Annotated in this window: 15 protein-coding genes; 5 read left to right on the plus strand and 10 right to left on the minus strand. The window is 43.0% G+C overall.

The genetic code is table 11. The annotated features are described in order from the left end of the window. Positions 1-121: 121 nt before the first annotated feature. The 3 genes from ACQRBN_RS12625 to ACQRBN_RS12635 all read right to left on the minus strand — a co-directional run bounded on the left by ACQRBN_RS12625 (position 122) and on the right by ACQRBN_RS12635 (position 3,359). On the minus strand, positions 122-802 hold the full coding sequence (locus tag ACQRBN_RS12625) for an N-acetylmuramoyl-L-alanine amidase family protein (RefSeq protein ID WP_427739359.1): 681 nt from the start codon (positions 800-802) through the stop codon (positions 122-124). 64 nt (positions 803-866) lie between these two features. Next, positions 867-3,041, minus strand: a complete 2,175-nt coding sequence (locus tag ACQRBN_RS12630; RefSeq protein ID WP_427739360.1) for a glycosyl hydrolase family 18 protein — start codon at positions 3,039-3,041, stop codon at positions 867-869. 102 nt (positions 3,042-3,143) lie between these two features. Continuing rightward, positions 3,144-3,359 carry a hypothetical protein gene (locus tag ACQRBN_RS12635; protein ID WP_427739361.1) on the minus strand — a complete coding sequence of 72 codons (216 nt, stop codon included), beginning with the start codon at positions 3,357-3,359 and terminating at the stop codon, positions 3,144-3,146. Positions 3,360-3,836: 477 nt separating this feature from the next. On the opposite strand from ACQRBN_RS12635, the gene ACQRBN_RS12640 reads away from it, so the two are divergent. Further along, entirely contained in the window at positions 3,837-4,574 is a 738-nt protein-coding gene (locus ACQRBN_RS12640) for an adaptor protein MecA (protein ID WP_427739362.1), read from the plus strand. Between the two features lie 67 nt (positions 4,575-4,641). Here ACQRBN_RS12640 and ACQRBN_RS12645 read toward each other — a convergent pair whose 3' ends face one another. After that, entirely contained in the window at positions 4,642-4,866 is a 225-nt protein-coding gene (locus ACQRBN_RS12645; RefSeq protein ID WP_427739384.1) for a DUF1858 domain-containing protein, read from the minus strand. Positions 4,867-5,292: 426 nt separating this feature from the next. Then, on the minus strand, positions 5,293-6,195 hold the full coding sequence (locus tag ACQRBN_RS12650) for an NlpC/P60 family protein (protein WP_427739363.1): 903 nt from the start codon (positions 6,193-6,195) through the stop codon (positions 5,293-5,295). 271 nt (positions 6,196-6,466) lie between these two features. Here ACQRBN_RS12650 and ACQRBN_RS12655 point away from each other — a divergent pair, with 271 nt between their 5' ends. From ACQRBN_RS12655 to rbr, 3 genes are all read left to right on the plus strand, one after another. Further along, positions 6,467-6,880, plus strand: a complete 414-nt coding sequence (locus ACQRBN_RS12655) for a Fur family transcriptional regulator (RefSeq protein WP_427739364.1) — start codon at positions 6,467-6,469, stop codon at positions 6,878-6,880. Positions 6,881-6,977: 97 nt separating this feature from the next. Beyond that, positions 6,978-7,520, plus strand: coding sequence for an NADH peroxidase (locus tag ACQRBN_RS12660; RefSeq protein WP_427739365.1), 543 nt, complete (start codon positions 6,978-6,980; stop codon positions 7,518-7,520). A 108-nt stretch (positions 7,521-7,628) separates the two neighbouring features. Then, positions 7,629-8,165, plus strand: coding sequence for a rubrerythrin (gene rbr / locus ACQRBN_RS12665; RefSeq protein ID WP_427739366.1), 537 nt, complete (start codon positions 7,629-7,631; stop codon positions 8,163-8,165). Between the two features lie 155 nt (positions 8,166-8,320). On the opposite strand, the gene ACQRBN_RS12670 is transcribed toward rbr, so the two are convergent. The 4 genes from ACQRBN_RS12670 to ACQRBN_RS12685 form a co-directional block, all read right to left on the minus strand. After that, entirely contained in the window at positions 8,321-9,481 is a 1,161-nt protein-coding gene (locus tag ACQRBN_RS12670; protein WP_427739367.1) for an AI-2E family transporter, read from the minus strand. 118 nt (positions 9,482-9,599) lie between these two features. Next, on the minus strand, positions 9,600-12,176 hold the full coding sequence (locus tag ACQRBN_RS12675; RefSeq protein ID WP_427739368.1) for a cation-translocating P-type ATPase: 2,577 nt from the start codon (positions 12,174-12,176) through the stop codon (positions 9,600-9,602). Between the two features lie 245 nt (positions 12,177-12,421). Further along, a complete protein-coding gene (locus ACQRBN_RS12680) occupies positions 12,422-13,258 on the minus strand; it encodes a hypothetical protein (RefSeq protein ID WP_427739369.1) in 837 nt (278 codons plus the stop codon). A gap of 301 nt (positions 13,259-13,559) precedes the next feature. Further along, complete coding sequence (locus tag ACQRBN_RS12685) at positions 13,560-14,498, minus strand: LysR family transcriptional regulator (RefSeq protein ID WP_427739370.1); 939 nt, start codon at positions 14,496-14,498, stop codon at positions 13,560-13,562. 191 nt (positions 14,499-14,689) lie between these two features. On the opposite strand from ACQRBN_RS12685, the gene ACQRBN_RS12690 reads away from it, so the two are divergent. Then, positions 14,690-15,907: an aminotransferase class I/II-fold pyridoxal phosphate-dependent enzyme gene (locus ACQRBN_RS12690; RefSeq protein WP_427739371.1), complete on the plus strand. Its 1,218-nt coding sequence runs from the start codon at positions 14,690-14,692 to the stop codon at positions 15,905-15,907. Between the two features lie 147 nt (positions 15,908-16,054). On the opposite strand, the gene ACQRBN_RS12695 is transcribed toward ACQRBN_RS12690, so the two are convergent. Then, the gene (locus ACQRBN_RS12695; RefSeq protein ID WP_427739372.1) at positions 16,055-16,912 is read right to left on the minus strand and encodes a YitT family protein; all 858 of its coding nucleotides are present in this window, start codon (positions 16,910-16,912) and stop codon (positions 16,055-16,057) included. Between the last annotated feature and the right edge of the window lie 23 nt (positions 16,913-16,935).

Genomic DNA, 16,935 nt, shown 5'->3' on the forward strand with positions numbered 1-16,935 from the left:
CTCAAGGTCACGGGCTTTCGCCCTATGAAAACATAATCTAATGAGAATATTTGCAAGCAACTATTCTCATTATCTTATGTTTTCGCACTGCTCATTGCTTTCTTGAACATTATACTACACTCTACTTCGGGAGACAAGTTGTGATTCCTTGAACAATTGCTTCTGCTATTTGTTGTTGGTAATCCTCGGTTACTAGTTTATCGGCTTCTTCCGGATTGCTTAAAAAGCCGCATTCTACGATAATTGTTGGGACTTCGGTTCGTTTGAGTAGATAGTAGGTATTGTCTTCTTTTGCCTGGCGGTGGTTATCTTTATCTACGGCGAGGAGGGCTTTCTGCATAATTGTTGCTGCTTTCTCTCCTTCCTCTGAATGTGTATAGTAGAAGACCTGTGCGCCGTGGACGCTCGCATCCTGATAACTGTTTTGGTGGATGCTGACGGCAATATCGGGTGCGGTGTTGTTGATTAGTTCAACTCTTGCTTTCATGTCCTGTACTTTTTTATTGGTATCCGTTTCTTTGGCTAATGTAGAATCATCTTCTCTGGTCATAACGACCTTGATTCCTTTTTCTTCCAGAAGCGTCTTCACCTTCTGTGCGATCTGCAAGTTTATATCTTTTTCCTTAGCATCATTGATACCGATCTTACCGGGATCATTTCCGCCGTGACCAGAATCGATGACCACCGTATTCTTGCCTTTTTTCACTTGATTCCCTGATACCTGTTTCTCCAGGTTCCTGCTCACGGTTACCAATCCTGCCAGTAACAGAAGCAGAATCACCAATTCAATTTTTCTATGCACAAAAATACCTCCCGACAGTCTATATATCTAACTATATGACTGCAAGAGGTATTTTATATGTGATTTAATTCACGTATTTTAAGATTAGATTCCAGATTTCTGCATTCTCCTGTCCTAATGCCCATGCTGCCGTACCTGCAAGTTTATTCTCTTTCATCAACTGCAGTTTTGGTTCTATGGACTGCTCATCTTCAAGCCAAATCTCATAAGTCGTATTCTCCACGGTCCAGGTTGCATAGTTCTGCTTTATCGTCTCATCCCATGTAGTCTGCACGCCTGCCTCTGCCAGTTTCGCCTGTGCACTTGCCATATCAAGCGCCTGGCTGTTCACATTCATCGTGTATTCTGCTTCTTCAGTTCCAGCCTGACTTGCTAATTCCTCTTCAGTCTTCGGAGTCTCTTCCCACAACCTTGTAAAGAACGGAATTCCGCTAATTACCTTCTCAGCAGGAACCTCTTTTAACGTTTCTTCAATGCCTTCTTTTACATAATTATATGACGAAACAGGACCTGCCTGCGGTGAACCTGCATAGTATTCATCATATCCCATAATCACTACGTAGTCCGCTACGATTCCCTGCTCCTTGCGGTCATACTGCATATTATAGCCCTTCGGAACATAATTATCCACTGACAGGACGATTCCATTCTGCCGGCATCTTACAGACAATTCACGGATGAACTGTATATAATGCTCGCCGCATTCATCTGATACCTTTTCAAAATCCACATTAATACCGTCGATTCCGACACGCAATACTTCGGATATCAACTGATTAATAAGATTCTCTCTCTTAGATGTATAACGGAGCATCTCATAAGTCTCCTCATAAGAATTAATGCCTCCGTCAAAATCCCGCACCGCAGCCCATACTTCTATATTAGACTGATGTGCATAGTTAACATAATCCGCTGAAGCAATCGACTGAAGATTGCCGTCCGTATCCTGTACATGGAACCATGTTGGCGCAATCGTCGTAAGACCCTTGCTCTCTGCAATTCTCTGCAGCACGCCGCTATTGGCATCATTGTTGGTCACGTTGTGCCATGCCATGTTGATCGTATAGTCTTTGGATATATTGGTAAACTGCTGTTCTTCGAAGTCTCTGGATATGTTCTTTGTCTCTTCTTTCTTCAGCGCGCTATTCTTAACATATCCAATGAATCCATCTTTTGTACGAACCTTCTTCCAGTTCTCCTCACTCTCTACGATCGTAACTTCATCTTTCTTACTGATCTCCGTGAGTACCGGACTCTTTACACCGCCCTGATAACGTACCTGGGTATCTCTCTTCACTGTTGCTACAGTCGTCTCTCCCCAATCGGTCACAATCATCACACGGCTTGGGTCATCATACAGTTCATACTCGATATTCGTATACTGCTGAATAAAATCTAATGCGATATATGCTGTACTTCCTTCCGTTTTTAATATGACGTAGTCTTCACTCTTCTTTTCCTTCGACACATTATAATCCTTGCTTCCTACTCCAACGGATACCGTATCGTTTGGAAGCGTATATAAAAGGATGTTCTCATTCGGATCCCAGTAGAACCGGCTGTTAATATAATTCCTTACGATGTCATACTGGATATATGCCTTTCCATCTGCAATCATACCATGCGGCTCTACCACCTGATTATCCACGGTAATCGCAAGCTGTCCTTCCTGTTCAATCCCATAATATTTATTCAAATCATATTTTTCTTCGGAAGGACTGTATCTTTTCCACAAAAATGCTGCTACAACTGCTGCTATTGCCAATATAATCACAAGGAATATCTTAATTCCAAGATTTCTCTTTCTTCTTCTCCTGGACTGCTTCTTTCTCACCGGCTGTTTCCTGCTGCCACTTGGACGCGCCTGCTGCCTGCCGGACTCCATATCCTGTGTCAACTGCGATCTTCTGGACACTGAATTCTGAGACCGCTGCCTCTTCGCTTCCGGTCCCTGTGCCTGCTGTCTTATGAACTCCTGACTCTGAGAGCGCTGTCTCATGGAATCCCGTCCCTTAGAACGCTGCCTTACAGAATCCCGGCTCTGAGAACGCTGTCTCATAGAGTCTTGTCCCTGAGAACGCCGCCTTTCGGAATCTTGTCCCTGAGAGCGCTGCTTTATAGATCTTTGTCCTTGAGGACGCTGTTTTACAGATCCCTGCCCTTGAGAATACTGTCTTACGGACTCCGTCCCATCCAAACGGTCCGAAGTTGTGCGGCTTTTCTTTTCTTTATCTTCCATGCTGCACCTCCTATTAGACCATTATACCAAAAGCCTTAAGACACGTCATTATTTATTTCGACATTTTATTGATTTTTGCGGGGTATTCGCAGTCTCTGGTTGTTAGTTTCCTTCTATACTGTTGAACCACAGTTCTTTTATATCGCCTTTATCATTCAGTACATAATCCCTCATATATCCTGTACCTTCCCGCACAATGTGCGCCTGGACAATCTGCATGGGGCTTGCCGGGAGACCATCCATCTTCAGGTCTACCCGCTGTTTCTCATATGTTGTCAGTTCTTTGAACATTTTCTTTAAATCAATATCATCCCCCACGTCTCATCCTCCTTCTCATACCGGATGATAACTACGGCTGTGATTGCATATAATGATATAAGGAGATGCTGTGATACATGTAATCATATATGCCACAACTGAAAAAATATAGAAGATAGTCCCGGTATTACCATGTTTTTATACTTTTCTTTTTCATAAATACCTGTGAAATATGCGCCGGAAACGACGACTTCTTGATTACTGTTGATTGTTACTGATTCATGATTGATTCGTTATTAATTGTTCTCTGATAGATTGCTCTACCCTTTATCTTAGAAATGAATTAGAAAATGAATATAATATTAAGAAATTCTCCCTCCTTTGTTCTAAGAACGTAGTTATCAGGGAAAACTATCTTCCAGTAACGTCATTATATCCGATAGCATTTCCGAACGCAAGCACTTTTTGAATTTATACTAATTTTATTGAACATCCGCCGTTTTCTATGCTATACTACACTAGAAGGAAGTGATAGATATGAAGATTGAAAAACTTAACGACAATCAGATCCGCTGCACCTTAACACGCGCCGATCTCGCTGCCCGCCATCTTCAACTAAGCGAACTAGCTTATGGAACCGAAAAAGCCAAATCACTTTTCCGCGATATGATGCAACAAGCAGCCTTTGAATTCGGATTCGAAGCAGATGATATACCTCTGATGATAGAAGCAATCCCTGCCTCTGCCGATTCCATCGTGCTGATAATTACTAAAGTCGAGGACCCGGAAGAACTCGACACCCGTTTTTCAAAATTTGCGCCATCCACAGGCACGGAATGGGATTCCATAGCGAAAGATATTCCGAACAAATTGGACGGTGCAGATACATTACTGGACTTACTGGGTAAGATGAAAGAAAAGTTAGGCAATACGGCCGTATCAGAACGCAGTAAAGAAGAGCCCCCGGCGGAGGCACCAAAAGCAGCATTACGCCTGTTTTCATTTGCAACCATGAACAGCGTCCTTAAAGCAGCACGTCTGCTTGGCACGATGTACAATGGTTCCAACACCCTGTACAAAGACACTGGCGAGGACATCTATATACTGGCATTAACACAGTCAGACCACACGACCAATGATTTTAACCGCATCTGCAATATGCTGTCAGAATACGGTTCTTTGGAAGTGTCTTCCGGCGCTACGCTGGCATTCTTAGAAGAGCACTGCGAGACGCTTGTATCTTCTAATGCAGTACAGGAATTAGCAGCAATCTAACATGTATTATGAAAAGAAGCTTTGAGGCGCTTGTCCGTCAAAGCTTCTTTTTACATGCTTATTCTTTTTATGCATTCAATGCTGCATTAATTGTTGCATTGAGTTTCTCAACTAATAAGTCCGGGTCAATACCATGTCCCATAGCACCCTGCTCGATAGATTCCATCTGAGAATGTGGACATCCAATACAACCCATTCCTGCTTCCATAAGAACTTCAACGATCTTCGGGCATTTCTCATAATATGTTCCCAACAGTTCGCCAAATGTCATATCTTTAGAAACCTGTGCCATCATGACACCTCCTTTTCTCTTCAGTGTTTCCATTATAGTCGCTTTTTATCATTGTGTAAACATTTTCAGCAAATTTATTCTTAATATTTGACTACTTAAAAGTCAACCTCTTTTTCGTTTTTTTTCGACAAAACTTCATTTTTATGATAACTTCACAAAACATTCGTTCTTTTATTTACCCCGAGTAATCCCCCAAATTCACCCGTTTTGATGTGGATAATGTGGATAAATTTTTGAAAACTTCGATTTTTCCACCTTTTTCGCCTATTTTAATGTGGATAACTTGGATAATTCAAATTTCCAAAATTTTACATATTTTTACATTTTTGTACAATTTGTATATCGAGTCTACATTTTCTGCAGACGTACAGAAGTCCCAGGATGTTTTTCCCGGGACTTTTGATTTATCACAATATTCTGTATATTTTAGATTAATCTTCTAACTGTAATAATATTCGTGTAAGTGGCTGGCAGAATCCCGATTCCTTTCGCACTGTTGATTGCATTGACAATCTGACCATCTCCCATATAGATTCCTACGTGTCCATCGTACAGGATAATGTCTCCCGCGATCGCCTGATCGTAACTGACCGGAGTTCCCACATTCTCCATATCCCATGTCGTACGTGGAAGACTGATGCCAAAATGTGCGAATACTGACTGAACGAATCCCGAACAATCCGCACCATTCGTCAGGCTTGTCCCACCCCACACATAGGGGTTGCCGATGAACTGGCACGCATAATCTACAATGGCCTGTCCTGTTCCTGCCTTTGCAGCGGCTTCTTCCTGAGCCCTTGCTTCCGCTTCCTTCGCTTCCTTTGCAAGCCTTGCTTCTTCCTCTTCTTTGGATTCGGCATAGGTAAATACCTCTTCAGAATCAGCAGCCTCGGAATTCCGCACCATATCCTGCGCCTTCTGCTCTGCGTTATTTCCTATAATAATGTAATCGGAATAAACATAGCCTGTTACCTCTCCGGACTGAATCTTCGTCCACTCTCCCACCGGACCGATAATCTTCGCGGCATAATCAGGATATAGTTTTCCAACCCACTCACTGTCCGTTGTCGGTTCACTTCTTATATAAAGAAACGACTGGACATTGGCAAACGCCATATCTAAATACTCACCCTTCTGCGTCGGTACAAGATAATCTTCTACCTCAATCTCCTTATCTGACAGGTAGCAGTCATTCAGCACTTCTTCGATTCCCACCTGTGGCATATCGTTAACAGTTGCTGTATCCGAAGCATATGCCGTATCAGGAAATGCTGTAATGGCACCTGTAATAGTAACCAGGAACAATCCTTTTTTAAGAATAGAATCCATAAACTCCCTCCTTTATGTTTTCTTATCTTTTGTAAATGTTACAGAATTGTTACATATGTTACGTTGTAATTATATCACGTATACACCTCATGTCAAGGCTATTTAATAACATTTCTTTCGTCATATTATATGGGGATACGAGAAAATAATACATTTTATTCAAATTAATTTATTACAAATTGTTACATTTTAAAATTATTCGTTGACAGATGGATTTCTCTATTTTATACTAATTATAATAATCATTATTATTATCGAGAGGAGGATACAAATGGCAAATTTAAAATACAGCAGACAGCGCGCTTCTATTAAAGAATACCTGTCTAGCACCATGGAACATCCTACTGCCGATACTGTATACCTGCATGTTAAGGAAGAATTTCCCAATATCAGCCTTGGCACGGTATACCGCAATCTGAATCTACTAGCAGATATGGGAGAGGCTGTCAAGATCTCCACTCCAGACGGGGGCGACCGATTCGATGGGCGGACCGAGCCGCATTACCATGTTGTATGCAGATCCTGTGGTAAGATCTTTGATCTGGAACTGGACGAAGAACATATTAAGTCCATCAATGAACTTGCCAATCGGCACTTTGGTGGGACGATCGAATCCCATACTACATTATTCTATGGAACCTGTGAAGAATGTGCTGGTAAAAAATCAGAAAAAGGGTTAAAATAACGATTGACAATTATCAATAACTATGGTAAATTAATATCAGTAACAATTACTAATATTAAAAACAATAAAATTTAAATAAGAAAAGGAGAAAATGACTATGAAAAAATTCGTATGTACAGTATGTGGTTATGTTTATGAAGGAGAAGCAGCACCTGAGAAATGTCCAGTTTGCGGCGTTGGCGCTGATAAGTTCAAAGAGCAGACAGGCGAGAGAGAATGGGCTGCAGAGCACGTTGTTGGTGTAGCTAAGGGAGTAAGCGAGGACATCCTTGCAGACTTAAGAGCTAACTTCGAAGGAGAATGTTCAGAAGTTGGTATGTACCTTGCAATGGCTAGAGTTGCTCACAGAGAAGGATATCCGGAGATTGGATTATACTGGGAGAAAGCTGCTTACGAAGAAGCTGAGCATGCTGCTAAATTCGCAGAGTTACTTGGTGAAGTTGTAACAGACAGCACAAAGAAGAACCTTGAGATGAGAGTTGACGCTGAGAACGGCGCAACAGCAGGCAAGTTCGATCTTGCAAAACGTGCTAAAGCTGCTAACCTTGATGCTATCCATGATACAGTACACGAGATGGCTAGAGACGAGGCTCGTCACGGAAAAGCATTCGAAGGTCTGTTAAAGAGATACTTTGGCTAAGATTCAGAATTATTGGGTGTAGCAAAAGTTGCACCCTATTTTTTACCTTTCACATATTACAAATATCATAAAACAAACCCTACACTTATATATTAGGAGGAATTTGGTATGTCAAAATACGCAGGAACAAAAACAGAAAAGAACCTTATGGACGCATTCGCAGGGGAATCTGAAGCACGCAACAAGTATACTTTCTATGCTTCTGCTGCTAAAAAAGCCGGATTCGTTCAGATGGCTAACATCTTTGAAGAGACCGCTAATCAGGAGAAAGAACACGCTAAGATGTGGTTCAAGGAATTCCACGGAATCGGTGATGTTGCTGAGAATTTAACTGACGCTGCCGAGGGCGAGAACTACGAATGGACAGACATGTATAAACGCATGGCCAAAGAAGCAAGAGAAGAAGGATTCGAAGATCTTGCCAAGAAGTTCGAAGGTGTTGCTGAAGTAGAAGCTGCACACGAAAGACGTTACCGCAAGTTACTGGAGAGTTTCCAGGCTGGAACCACTTTTAAGGGGGAAGCCCCTCTGGGATGGAAATGCGGAAACTGCGGATATATCTATATGGGAGAAGAGGCTCCGGAGGTGTGTCCGGTTTGTGCGCATCCGAAGGCTTATTTTGAAAGGAAAGTGGAGAATTATTAAGGAAATTTAGGTAGTGATGACTGAAGTCAGGATAGTAGGTAAGATGCTCCAAAGCTTCACTCTCACTCAACTAGTTCATCAAAATGTAAGGGTCTGAACCAGTCGGCAAACGTGCCTCCTGGCTCAGACCCTTACATTTTGGGAACAGATCTTCGTTATGTTATATCTTCTGGATTTATCTTACGTTGTTTTAATTTTAAGTATACCACTTCGCGGAAGAGGGCATATATTACGGATACGATTGGTATGAAGATCAGCATTCCTACTACGCCCATCAGGCTGCCGCCAACGCTGACGGCTGCGAGGACCCAGATCGAGGGGAGACCGACGGAGTTGCCGACTACATGAGGATAGATCATATTTCCCTCAATCTGCTGCAGGATCAGAAACAGGATAACGAAGACTAGCGCCTTGACCGGATCTACCATGAATATAAGGAATGTTCCTACAGCGCAGCCAATGAAAGCTCCGAAGATTGGAATCAAGGCTGTGAAGGCAATTACGATTCCCACCAACAACGCATATGGCAGTCTTAGGATCGTCATTGTCACAACGAACATACTTCCAAGTATAATCGCTTCTACGCACTGTCCCGTCAGAAAACTTGAGAAGGTGTTATATGTCAGGGAGAATACTTCCAGAGCTGCCTCCGCTCTTCCCTTTCTCACGAATGCGAATAATACCTTCTTTGCCTGAATATTTAATTTCTCCTTCTGCATCAGAATATAGATGGAGAACGCGAATGCGATAAAGAAGGTAGTAAGTCCGCTTACAATATTCTTAGCCGCAGTAATCGTAGAATCCAACACACTGCCAGCGCCATTTTTAAAGAAATTAATGCCGGCGTCCATAATCTTATTCCAGTCGAATTCCAGACTATTCACCCACTTCATAACCTCTTTATTATCATGGAACATCGTTCTTGCCCACTCCTGAACCTTCGGAAGGAAAGCCTGGATACTGTTCCCTAGATTAGCGAATGTATTTCCCAACTGCGGAATCAGCCCGAACATAACCAACGCTACAACACCGATCACACCAAAAAGTACAATCAGCATACTCACTGGTCTGGCGAGTTTCTTCATAACCTTACTCTTCTCCACTCTCTCCTCTTTAAAAAGATGCCGCTGTACGAAATTCATCGGCACATTAAGTATGAACGCAATCGCTCCACCCAAGATAAATGGGAATATCACATGCAGCACGAATCCCAATACGCGAATCACCACATCATATTTCCACAGACACGCCATGACAAGCGCTGCGAATAGGATCAGCCCCCTGATTCGTTTAACAGTTTCCTGACTTAATTCCATCTAAAAACCTCCTTCTTTCAATTGGGGACGGGGGAAATTGAAAAAACCCCCGTCCCCAATTGAATTTGCCCTGTCCCTTATTACAATTTTCTAAACAATCATAACAATTATATACAACTTACATCCACCGACTCCTCATCCACTTCATTACCTGTACCACCGGAAGATTCAAAAGCGCCAACCCATACACAGTAAACAACTGCCCCATATCCAGACTAACCACCTTAAAGATTCCCTGAAGCCCCGGCAATATCAGTACACATGTAATCAGAACCAACCCCACAAGGAATGCTCCGATCAGATACACATTATTGAAGAATCTCTTCGTAAATATAACCGGCTTGTTGGACTTACAGTTGAATCCATGTACCAGACGGCTGGTACACAAGGTGCCAAATGCAAGGGTACTTGCCAATACCGCATTCCCGCTCCGTAAGCCAATCAAGAACGCAGCTACCGTCATAATTCCAATGCTCAATCCTTCGGTTCCGATACTGAGCAGATACTCCTTCGTCAGAATCGACTCATTCATCGGTCTAGGCTTTTGCTTCATAACTTCCGCAGTATGCGGCTCCAGCCCTAACGCAATTGCCGGAAGGCTATCCGTCAGAAGATTGATGAACAACAGATGCACCGGCTCGAATGGCACAGGAAGCCCTGCCAGAGATGCAAATAATACTGTCAGAATACCAGCAAAATTACCAGATAACAAGAACTGTATTGCATTCTTAATATTCTGATAGATATTCCGTCCATTTTCCACAGCCTTAATAATCGTAGCAAAGTTATCATCCGTCAGCACCATAGCCGCAGCATCCTTGGATACCTCGCTTCCGGTAATTCCCATCGCTACTCCAATATTCGCCTGCTTAAGCGCCGGTGCATCATTCACTCCGTCTCCCGTCATTGCCACGATGTTGCCCTTCTCCTGCCATGCACGCACAATTCTTATCTTATGCTCCGGAGACACCCTCGCATAGACGGATATCCCTTCTACGAAGTCCTGAAGTTCAAGGTCCGACATGTCTTCAATCACAGCACCTTCACAGGCCTCCGACTCATCCTTCAGAATGCCAATCCTCTTCGCAATCGCTGCCGCCGTCACTTTATGGTCTCCGGTAATCATAATCGGCTTAATTCCTGCCTTGATACACTCCGCAACCGCCGCTTTGGATTCCTCCCTCGGCGGGTCCATCATCGCGATCAAACCTAAGAATGTAAGTTCCTTCTCATCTTCCAGCGTCAGTTCCCGCTCCTCTTCCATCACCTTATAGGCAAATGCAAGGACACGCAGTCCATCTCTTGAGAACTCCAAATTCTGCCGCTCAATCTGCATCCGGTCCTCTTCACGAATCTCCCTTACAGTATCGCCAATTCTGATATGAGTCATACGATGCAGCAGCACATCCACGGCTCCTTTTACGACCACAACATACTGCTCTTCCTGCCCTTCAACCTGACTACACGATACATCCCCCATCATATGTGCAGTAGACATCAACTTTCTGTCACTGTCAAAAGGAATCTCAGACAGACGCGGATACCGATTCCTTACATCTTCTGCCGCAATCCCAAACTTCTGCCCCAGATTAATCAGCGCCGTCTCCGTCGGATCACCAATCTCCTGTCCATCTGCATTCGTAGAATCATTACAAAGCACGCTGTATCTTAGAAGCAACTGCTGATTCTTATCCTCAAGACAGACCTCATCTGCAGCAATCCTTCTCCCATCCACATAATAATCTTCCACCGTCATCTTATTCTGCGTCAGGGTTCCCGTCTTATCCGAGCAAATAACAGACACACTTCCAAGCCCTTCTACTGCCTGTAATTTACGAATAATCGCATGTTCTTTCGCCATCTTCTGGGTGCCAAACGACAACACGATCGTCACGATAGAACTAAGCGCTTCCGGAATCGCAGCCACTGCAAGCGCTACAGCGAATAAAAATGCATCGATAGCCGAACCGCCCCGCAAAATATTGATTGCAAATAAGATTCCACAGAACACCAGTATAATCATCGACAGTTTTTTCCCGAACTCATCCAGATTGATCTGAAGCGGTGTTCTCTTCTCCAAAGTTGTCTTAAGAAGCCTTGCAATCTTACCAACTTCCGTGTCCATCCCAATCGTAGTCACCTCATAAGTTCCTCTGCCATAAGTAACAAAACTTCCGGAAAACACCCGATTTGTCTGATCTCCAAGAGCCGCTCCTTTCATCACCTCATCCAGCGATTTCTCCACCGACAGGCTCTCACCGGTCAATGCACTCTCATCCACTTTAAGGCTCGCACAATCCAGAAGTTTCCCATCTGCCGGAACACAATCTCCTGCTTCAACGATCACTTCGTCCCCGATCGTAACCTCACGGGACGGTATCTGCATCATCTTGCCATCCCGGATCACCTTCGCCTCCGGCGCCGATAACTGCTTCAGACTATTCAGCGACTGCTCCGCCTTCACCGTCTGAACCGTTCCAAGAATCGCATTCATCGTAATCACCACGAAGATGACGATTGCACTCTCCGCATCCCCTAAGAATCCAGAGATAATTGCCGCAATAATCAGGATAATAACGAGAAAATCCTTGAATTGCTCCAGGAATATCTGCAAGGTACTCTTCTTCTTTCCTTCTACCAACTCATTGAATCCATACTTTTCCTGATTGATCCTAGCCTGTTTGCTTGTTAACATCTTATTCTCCTCTCTTTTCACGCAATAGAGATTAAAAAAGAGACCCCTATTGCATAATATTATTTATGCAATAAAAGTCTCACCATTTCATTACGATACGGATGATCGCTCATCGTACTGACGACATCGCAAACGCCCGTATAACCATCCTCAGGCGCAAGTTACTCCCTCTTATTGTTACCCAATATACATGAAAATATATCCGTTGTCAACAAAAAAATCTTTGAATCCACCCATTCACAACCTTATCTATTTTCCCCCAATATCTCTTTATATACCTTTTCTTCATCATAATCTGGAGCATATTTCTGAGCCACCTGATAAATACGTTCAATATAAGAAACCTCTTCTTCCAAAGCCTCTGCAATCTGCTCCACATTCTTACCTTTCTTCAATTTTTTACAAACCTGCATGATAATGGTCTGCTGTCTTCCTTCTGCTCTTCCCTCTGCTCTTCCCTCCATCAACGCATCCTCTCGAAGCATCTCTCCTAATATCGTCATCTTCAATACCTCCTTCACCTCTCTTAATTCCACTTTTGTCAGAAACTTTACTGCAAGCGCATACATGACTGCCTGCAGTTTTTCCATCTCATCTCTGGATACACTATCCTCTTCATTCTTGAGAAGTCTGCTAATATTGAGAATCCTCTCTTTTTCCGAAGACTTTCCTGACATTAATGGCGTTAATACAGCTTCCATTAAATCAGCCTTATCTAAAGTAATTTTTCTTTTTTGCTTCTGAAACAGTCGTTCAAAAATCTGATCTGCATTTTTATCTTTTAAGCGAATAACACGAATTCTATAAGTGCTGATTCCTGTTTTCAATTCCGTAAGCGGATTTTTCACTGTAGACGAGCATATAACATAAGTAGTTATATCTACTTTATATGTTCTGCTCGTTGTAGCCTCATACTCCCGGAACCGCCGCATATCTTCTGTCTTAATGCTATCACTTTCAAATTCCAAATGCAGCCACAGACCATCTTCCAGTACATAATTAAAATCCTGATACATTCTCCTGACTTCTAAATGTACGCTTTCCGTTGGCGCAATATATCTTAGTTTTTCTTTTACCCCCAAATATGGCAGGAACTCCTCTCCAAAATACTGAGCCGCTATCTTTAGTGCTGCATCCTCATAAGGATACTTCTGTTCTGATTCAACACGCTGTTCTATTGCTTCTATGTTCTACTTTTATATCTTCTGCCAATATATGGGAATTCATCCCGACTCAGGCAGTTTATCTGAAGTAAATGAGGATAAGGGTTAAATAATATATTTCCCAAAACGCAGATAGTTTCTTATATTATCCAAGCAGTTATCTGTTAACTATAACTCTATCAAACATTCCTTCAAAGCGCAATCCAGGCTGTACCTTGCATCATAGTTCATGCATCATACCAATGAATTCCTCCATAACCCGCGTCTTATACTTATGATTCTTATAATAGAAAAATACCTCTCTCTTCGCATCTTCCCCATCCAGCTTATAATACACAAGACTCTCAAAAGATGGCAGCTGGCTCACCAGTATATCACTGATAAATGTTGCCCCCAACTGAGTTGAAGATGCCATATATGCCGTAGACTGCTGATTGAATTCCAGAATAATATTCGGATGGAATCCCGCCTCCTTGCATAACCGATCCCCACGAATACGCGTATCATTCCCCGGAGTCAGCATAATGAACGGAATCTCAGCGAATTCACTCAGCGGAACCGCCGGATATAATTTATTCAGATAACTTCGATTCTTAATATTGTGATAGGACAACTGATACACCTTCAGATGCTCATGGACTTCAAAATGCTTCGGCACCGCAAGAAGAATATTCTCTTTACAATACAATTCTTTATTATACATGATACTATCATAGTGATAATTATCGATGACAAAATCCAGCGAGTTATTACTGAGCATCTCCTCCAACTGCGTCGTATTCCCCTCAATCAGCTGGATATGTACATCCGGGAACTTCTGATTGAACCGGGTAATCAAAGACGGGAGGACATACGCCGCGAAAAGGGTACTCGCACCGACCGCCAGATGCCCTGTCTTAAGCGTCGTCAAGTTATTAATATAATTCTCCACCCGCTGCTCGATCTGGAATATCTCCTCCGCCGCTTCGATATAGGCTTTCCCCACCTCCGTAAGTTGAAGCGGGCTTGTGCTTCTGTCGAACAGCGGCACCCCGATGCGCTCCTCTACCTTCTTAATCCGCGCGCTTAAAGATGGCTGGCTGATGTAGAGATTCTGTGCGGCTTTTGAAAAACTCTTCTCCCGATACACTTCATAAACATATTTCTTCCAGGTAAACATACGCGACTCCTCAGGTTAACACCTTGTAATTTAATATTATAGTCAAATCAATATAACTAATATACTATTATAGATATTTGAATATATTATATCACCAGAGTATGATTAAGGCAAATAAGGAAATACATTCCAGTTCACAAATTTGGGGATTGAATTGGAATGAACTACTACGACAAAGCGGGGAAAAAGATATGGAAAAGATAATGAGAGCAGACAGAATGCAAAACGTACACTCTGATATCAGAGGACCATTATTCATGGAGGCAATGAAGATGCAGGAGCAGGGCATCAATGTGCTGAAACTTAACACAGGCAATCCTGCGTCATTCGGCTTCGGTCTTCCGAAGAGTATCGAAAATGCTTTGAACCAACATATCCAAGATGGAGTAGGATACTGTGATTTCAAAGGCATGCCGAAAGCAAGAACAGCCATCTGTGAATATGAGAAGACCAAAGGAATCAAAGAGATTACCCCGGATGATGTATTCATCGGTAACGGCGTCAGCGAAGTAGTATCATTTGCACTAATGCCATTATTAAATGATGGAGACGAGGTGCTTGTACCTTCTCCAAGTTATTCACTCTGGGGCAACTCCGTATATCTTGCCGGAGGAAAGCCAGTATTCTACACCTGTGATGAGAAAGCAGGCTGGTACCCGGATATTCAGGATATCCGCTCCAAGATCACACCAAGAACCAAAGCCATGGTAATCATCAATCCGAACAATCCAACAGGTGTACTATATTCCAAAGAGATACTGATGGAACTAACTAAGGTTGCAAGAGAAGCCGGACTTTTGATCTTCGCAGATGAGATCTACGACCGCCTGGTCATGGACGGGCTTATCCACACTTCTCTCGCATCTCTTGCTGAAGATCTGCCGATCATCACACTGAACGGATTGTCCAAATCCCACTGCCTCTGCGGCTACCGCTGCGGATGGATGGTGATCAGCGGTCCAAGACATCTGACAGAAGATTACAGACAGGGAATTATCCAGTTGACCTCTATGCGGCTTTGTGCCAACACGCTCGCACAGATCGTAATTCCGGCAGCACTTGAGGATATGGAGACACCTGCATCTATGGTACGTCCGGGAGGAAGGATCTACGAACAGCGAGAAGCAACCGTTCGGAAACTGGAGAAGATTAACGGAATCTCATTCGTGAAGAACAACAGCGCCTTTTATATTTTCCCAAAACTGGATGTAAAAAAATTCAACATCACGAATGACAAGCAATTCGCCCACGACCTGCTATATGCTACGAATATCCTACTTGTGCCAGGAAGCGGATTCGACTGGAGCGAGCCGGATCACTTCCGAATCGTAATGCTTCCGGAAGCACATATGCTGGGAGATGCAGTCAGACGCATGGGAGAATTCCTTGACGGATACAAACAAAAGTAACTCTTAATCACAAACATAAACAATCTAATAGCATTCCAAAGACATACGCCCCTTGCCACAGTCAGTACATAATCACTGCCTGCGGCAAGGGGCGCACATCTAGGTATCGTTAAACAAAAAATGTGATAACATCTCTTTCTATATAAATCAAATTACACCTTTTCTACTATTCCATTCCCCTATCACTTCATTCACCGTACTAACCGTCACGAATGCAGTCGGATCAACCTGATGAATGAAAGACAATAATTTCCCATATTCACTCTTCTCAAGAATCGTCTCTATCTCCATGTGCTCCGCATGATCAAGCCCTCCATATGCCAGATACAGAGTCGCTCCCCTGTGCAGTTCTCTTACAATGTATTCCTGAATCTCCTTATGTTTCTTAGAAAGTATACAGACTCTCTTACGAATCCGGAATCCATCACAGAACTGATCCAATACAATTCCATAGATGAATGTTCCCACCAGGCTGATCACCATCGTCTGCCTGTCATAGACCAGAATCGACATGAAAGAGATCAGGAACCCCACAACCGTGATACTCTTTCCCATCTTAAGCCCCAGATATTTATTCAGAAGTTTCGCAACAATATCAATCCCGCCGGAAGATGCATTCATGTTAAATAAGACCGCCTGCCCGGCACTGATCACCACCATAAAACAAACCAGATCAATCACCAGATTTCCTGACAGAGATTCTACATTCGGCGTTAAGATCTCGAAGATTCTAAGATACATTGGAAGCATCAGAGATGCCAGCACCGTCTTCACACCGAATTCCTTCCCGATGAACACATATCCGACAACCAGAAGCAACAGATTCAAGATGAATGTCAACGTCGATATCTTAAGCGGAATAAAATTCGCCAGAACCATCACAAGCCCCGACAGACTCCCAAGCACCAGATCATTGGGCATCATCTCATAATACACAGCAGCAGACATCAGGAACATACCTGCCAGCATTAAGAAAAATTCTCTCATAGTTATCTTTGCTTTCATGAATCATACTCCTTTAAAAACCA

Source organism: Bariatricus sp. SGI.154, from assembly GCF_050313795.1.
Classification (GTDB): Bacteria; Bacillota; Clostridia; order Lachnospirales; family Lachnospiraceae; genus CAMBRQ01.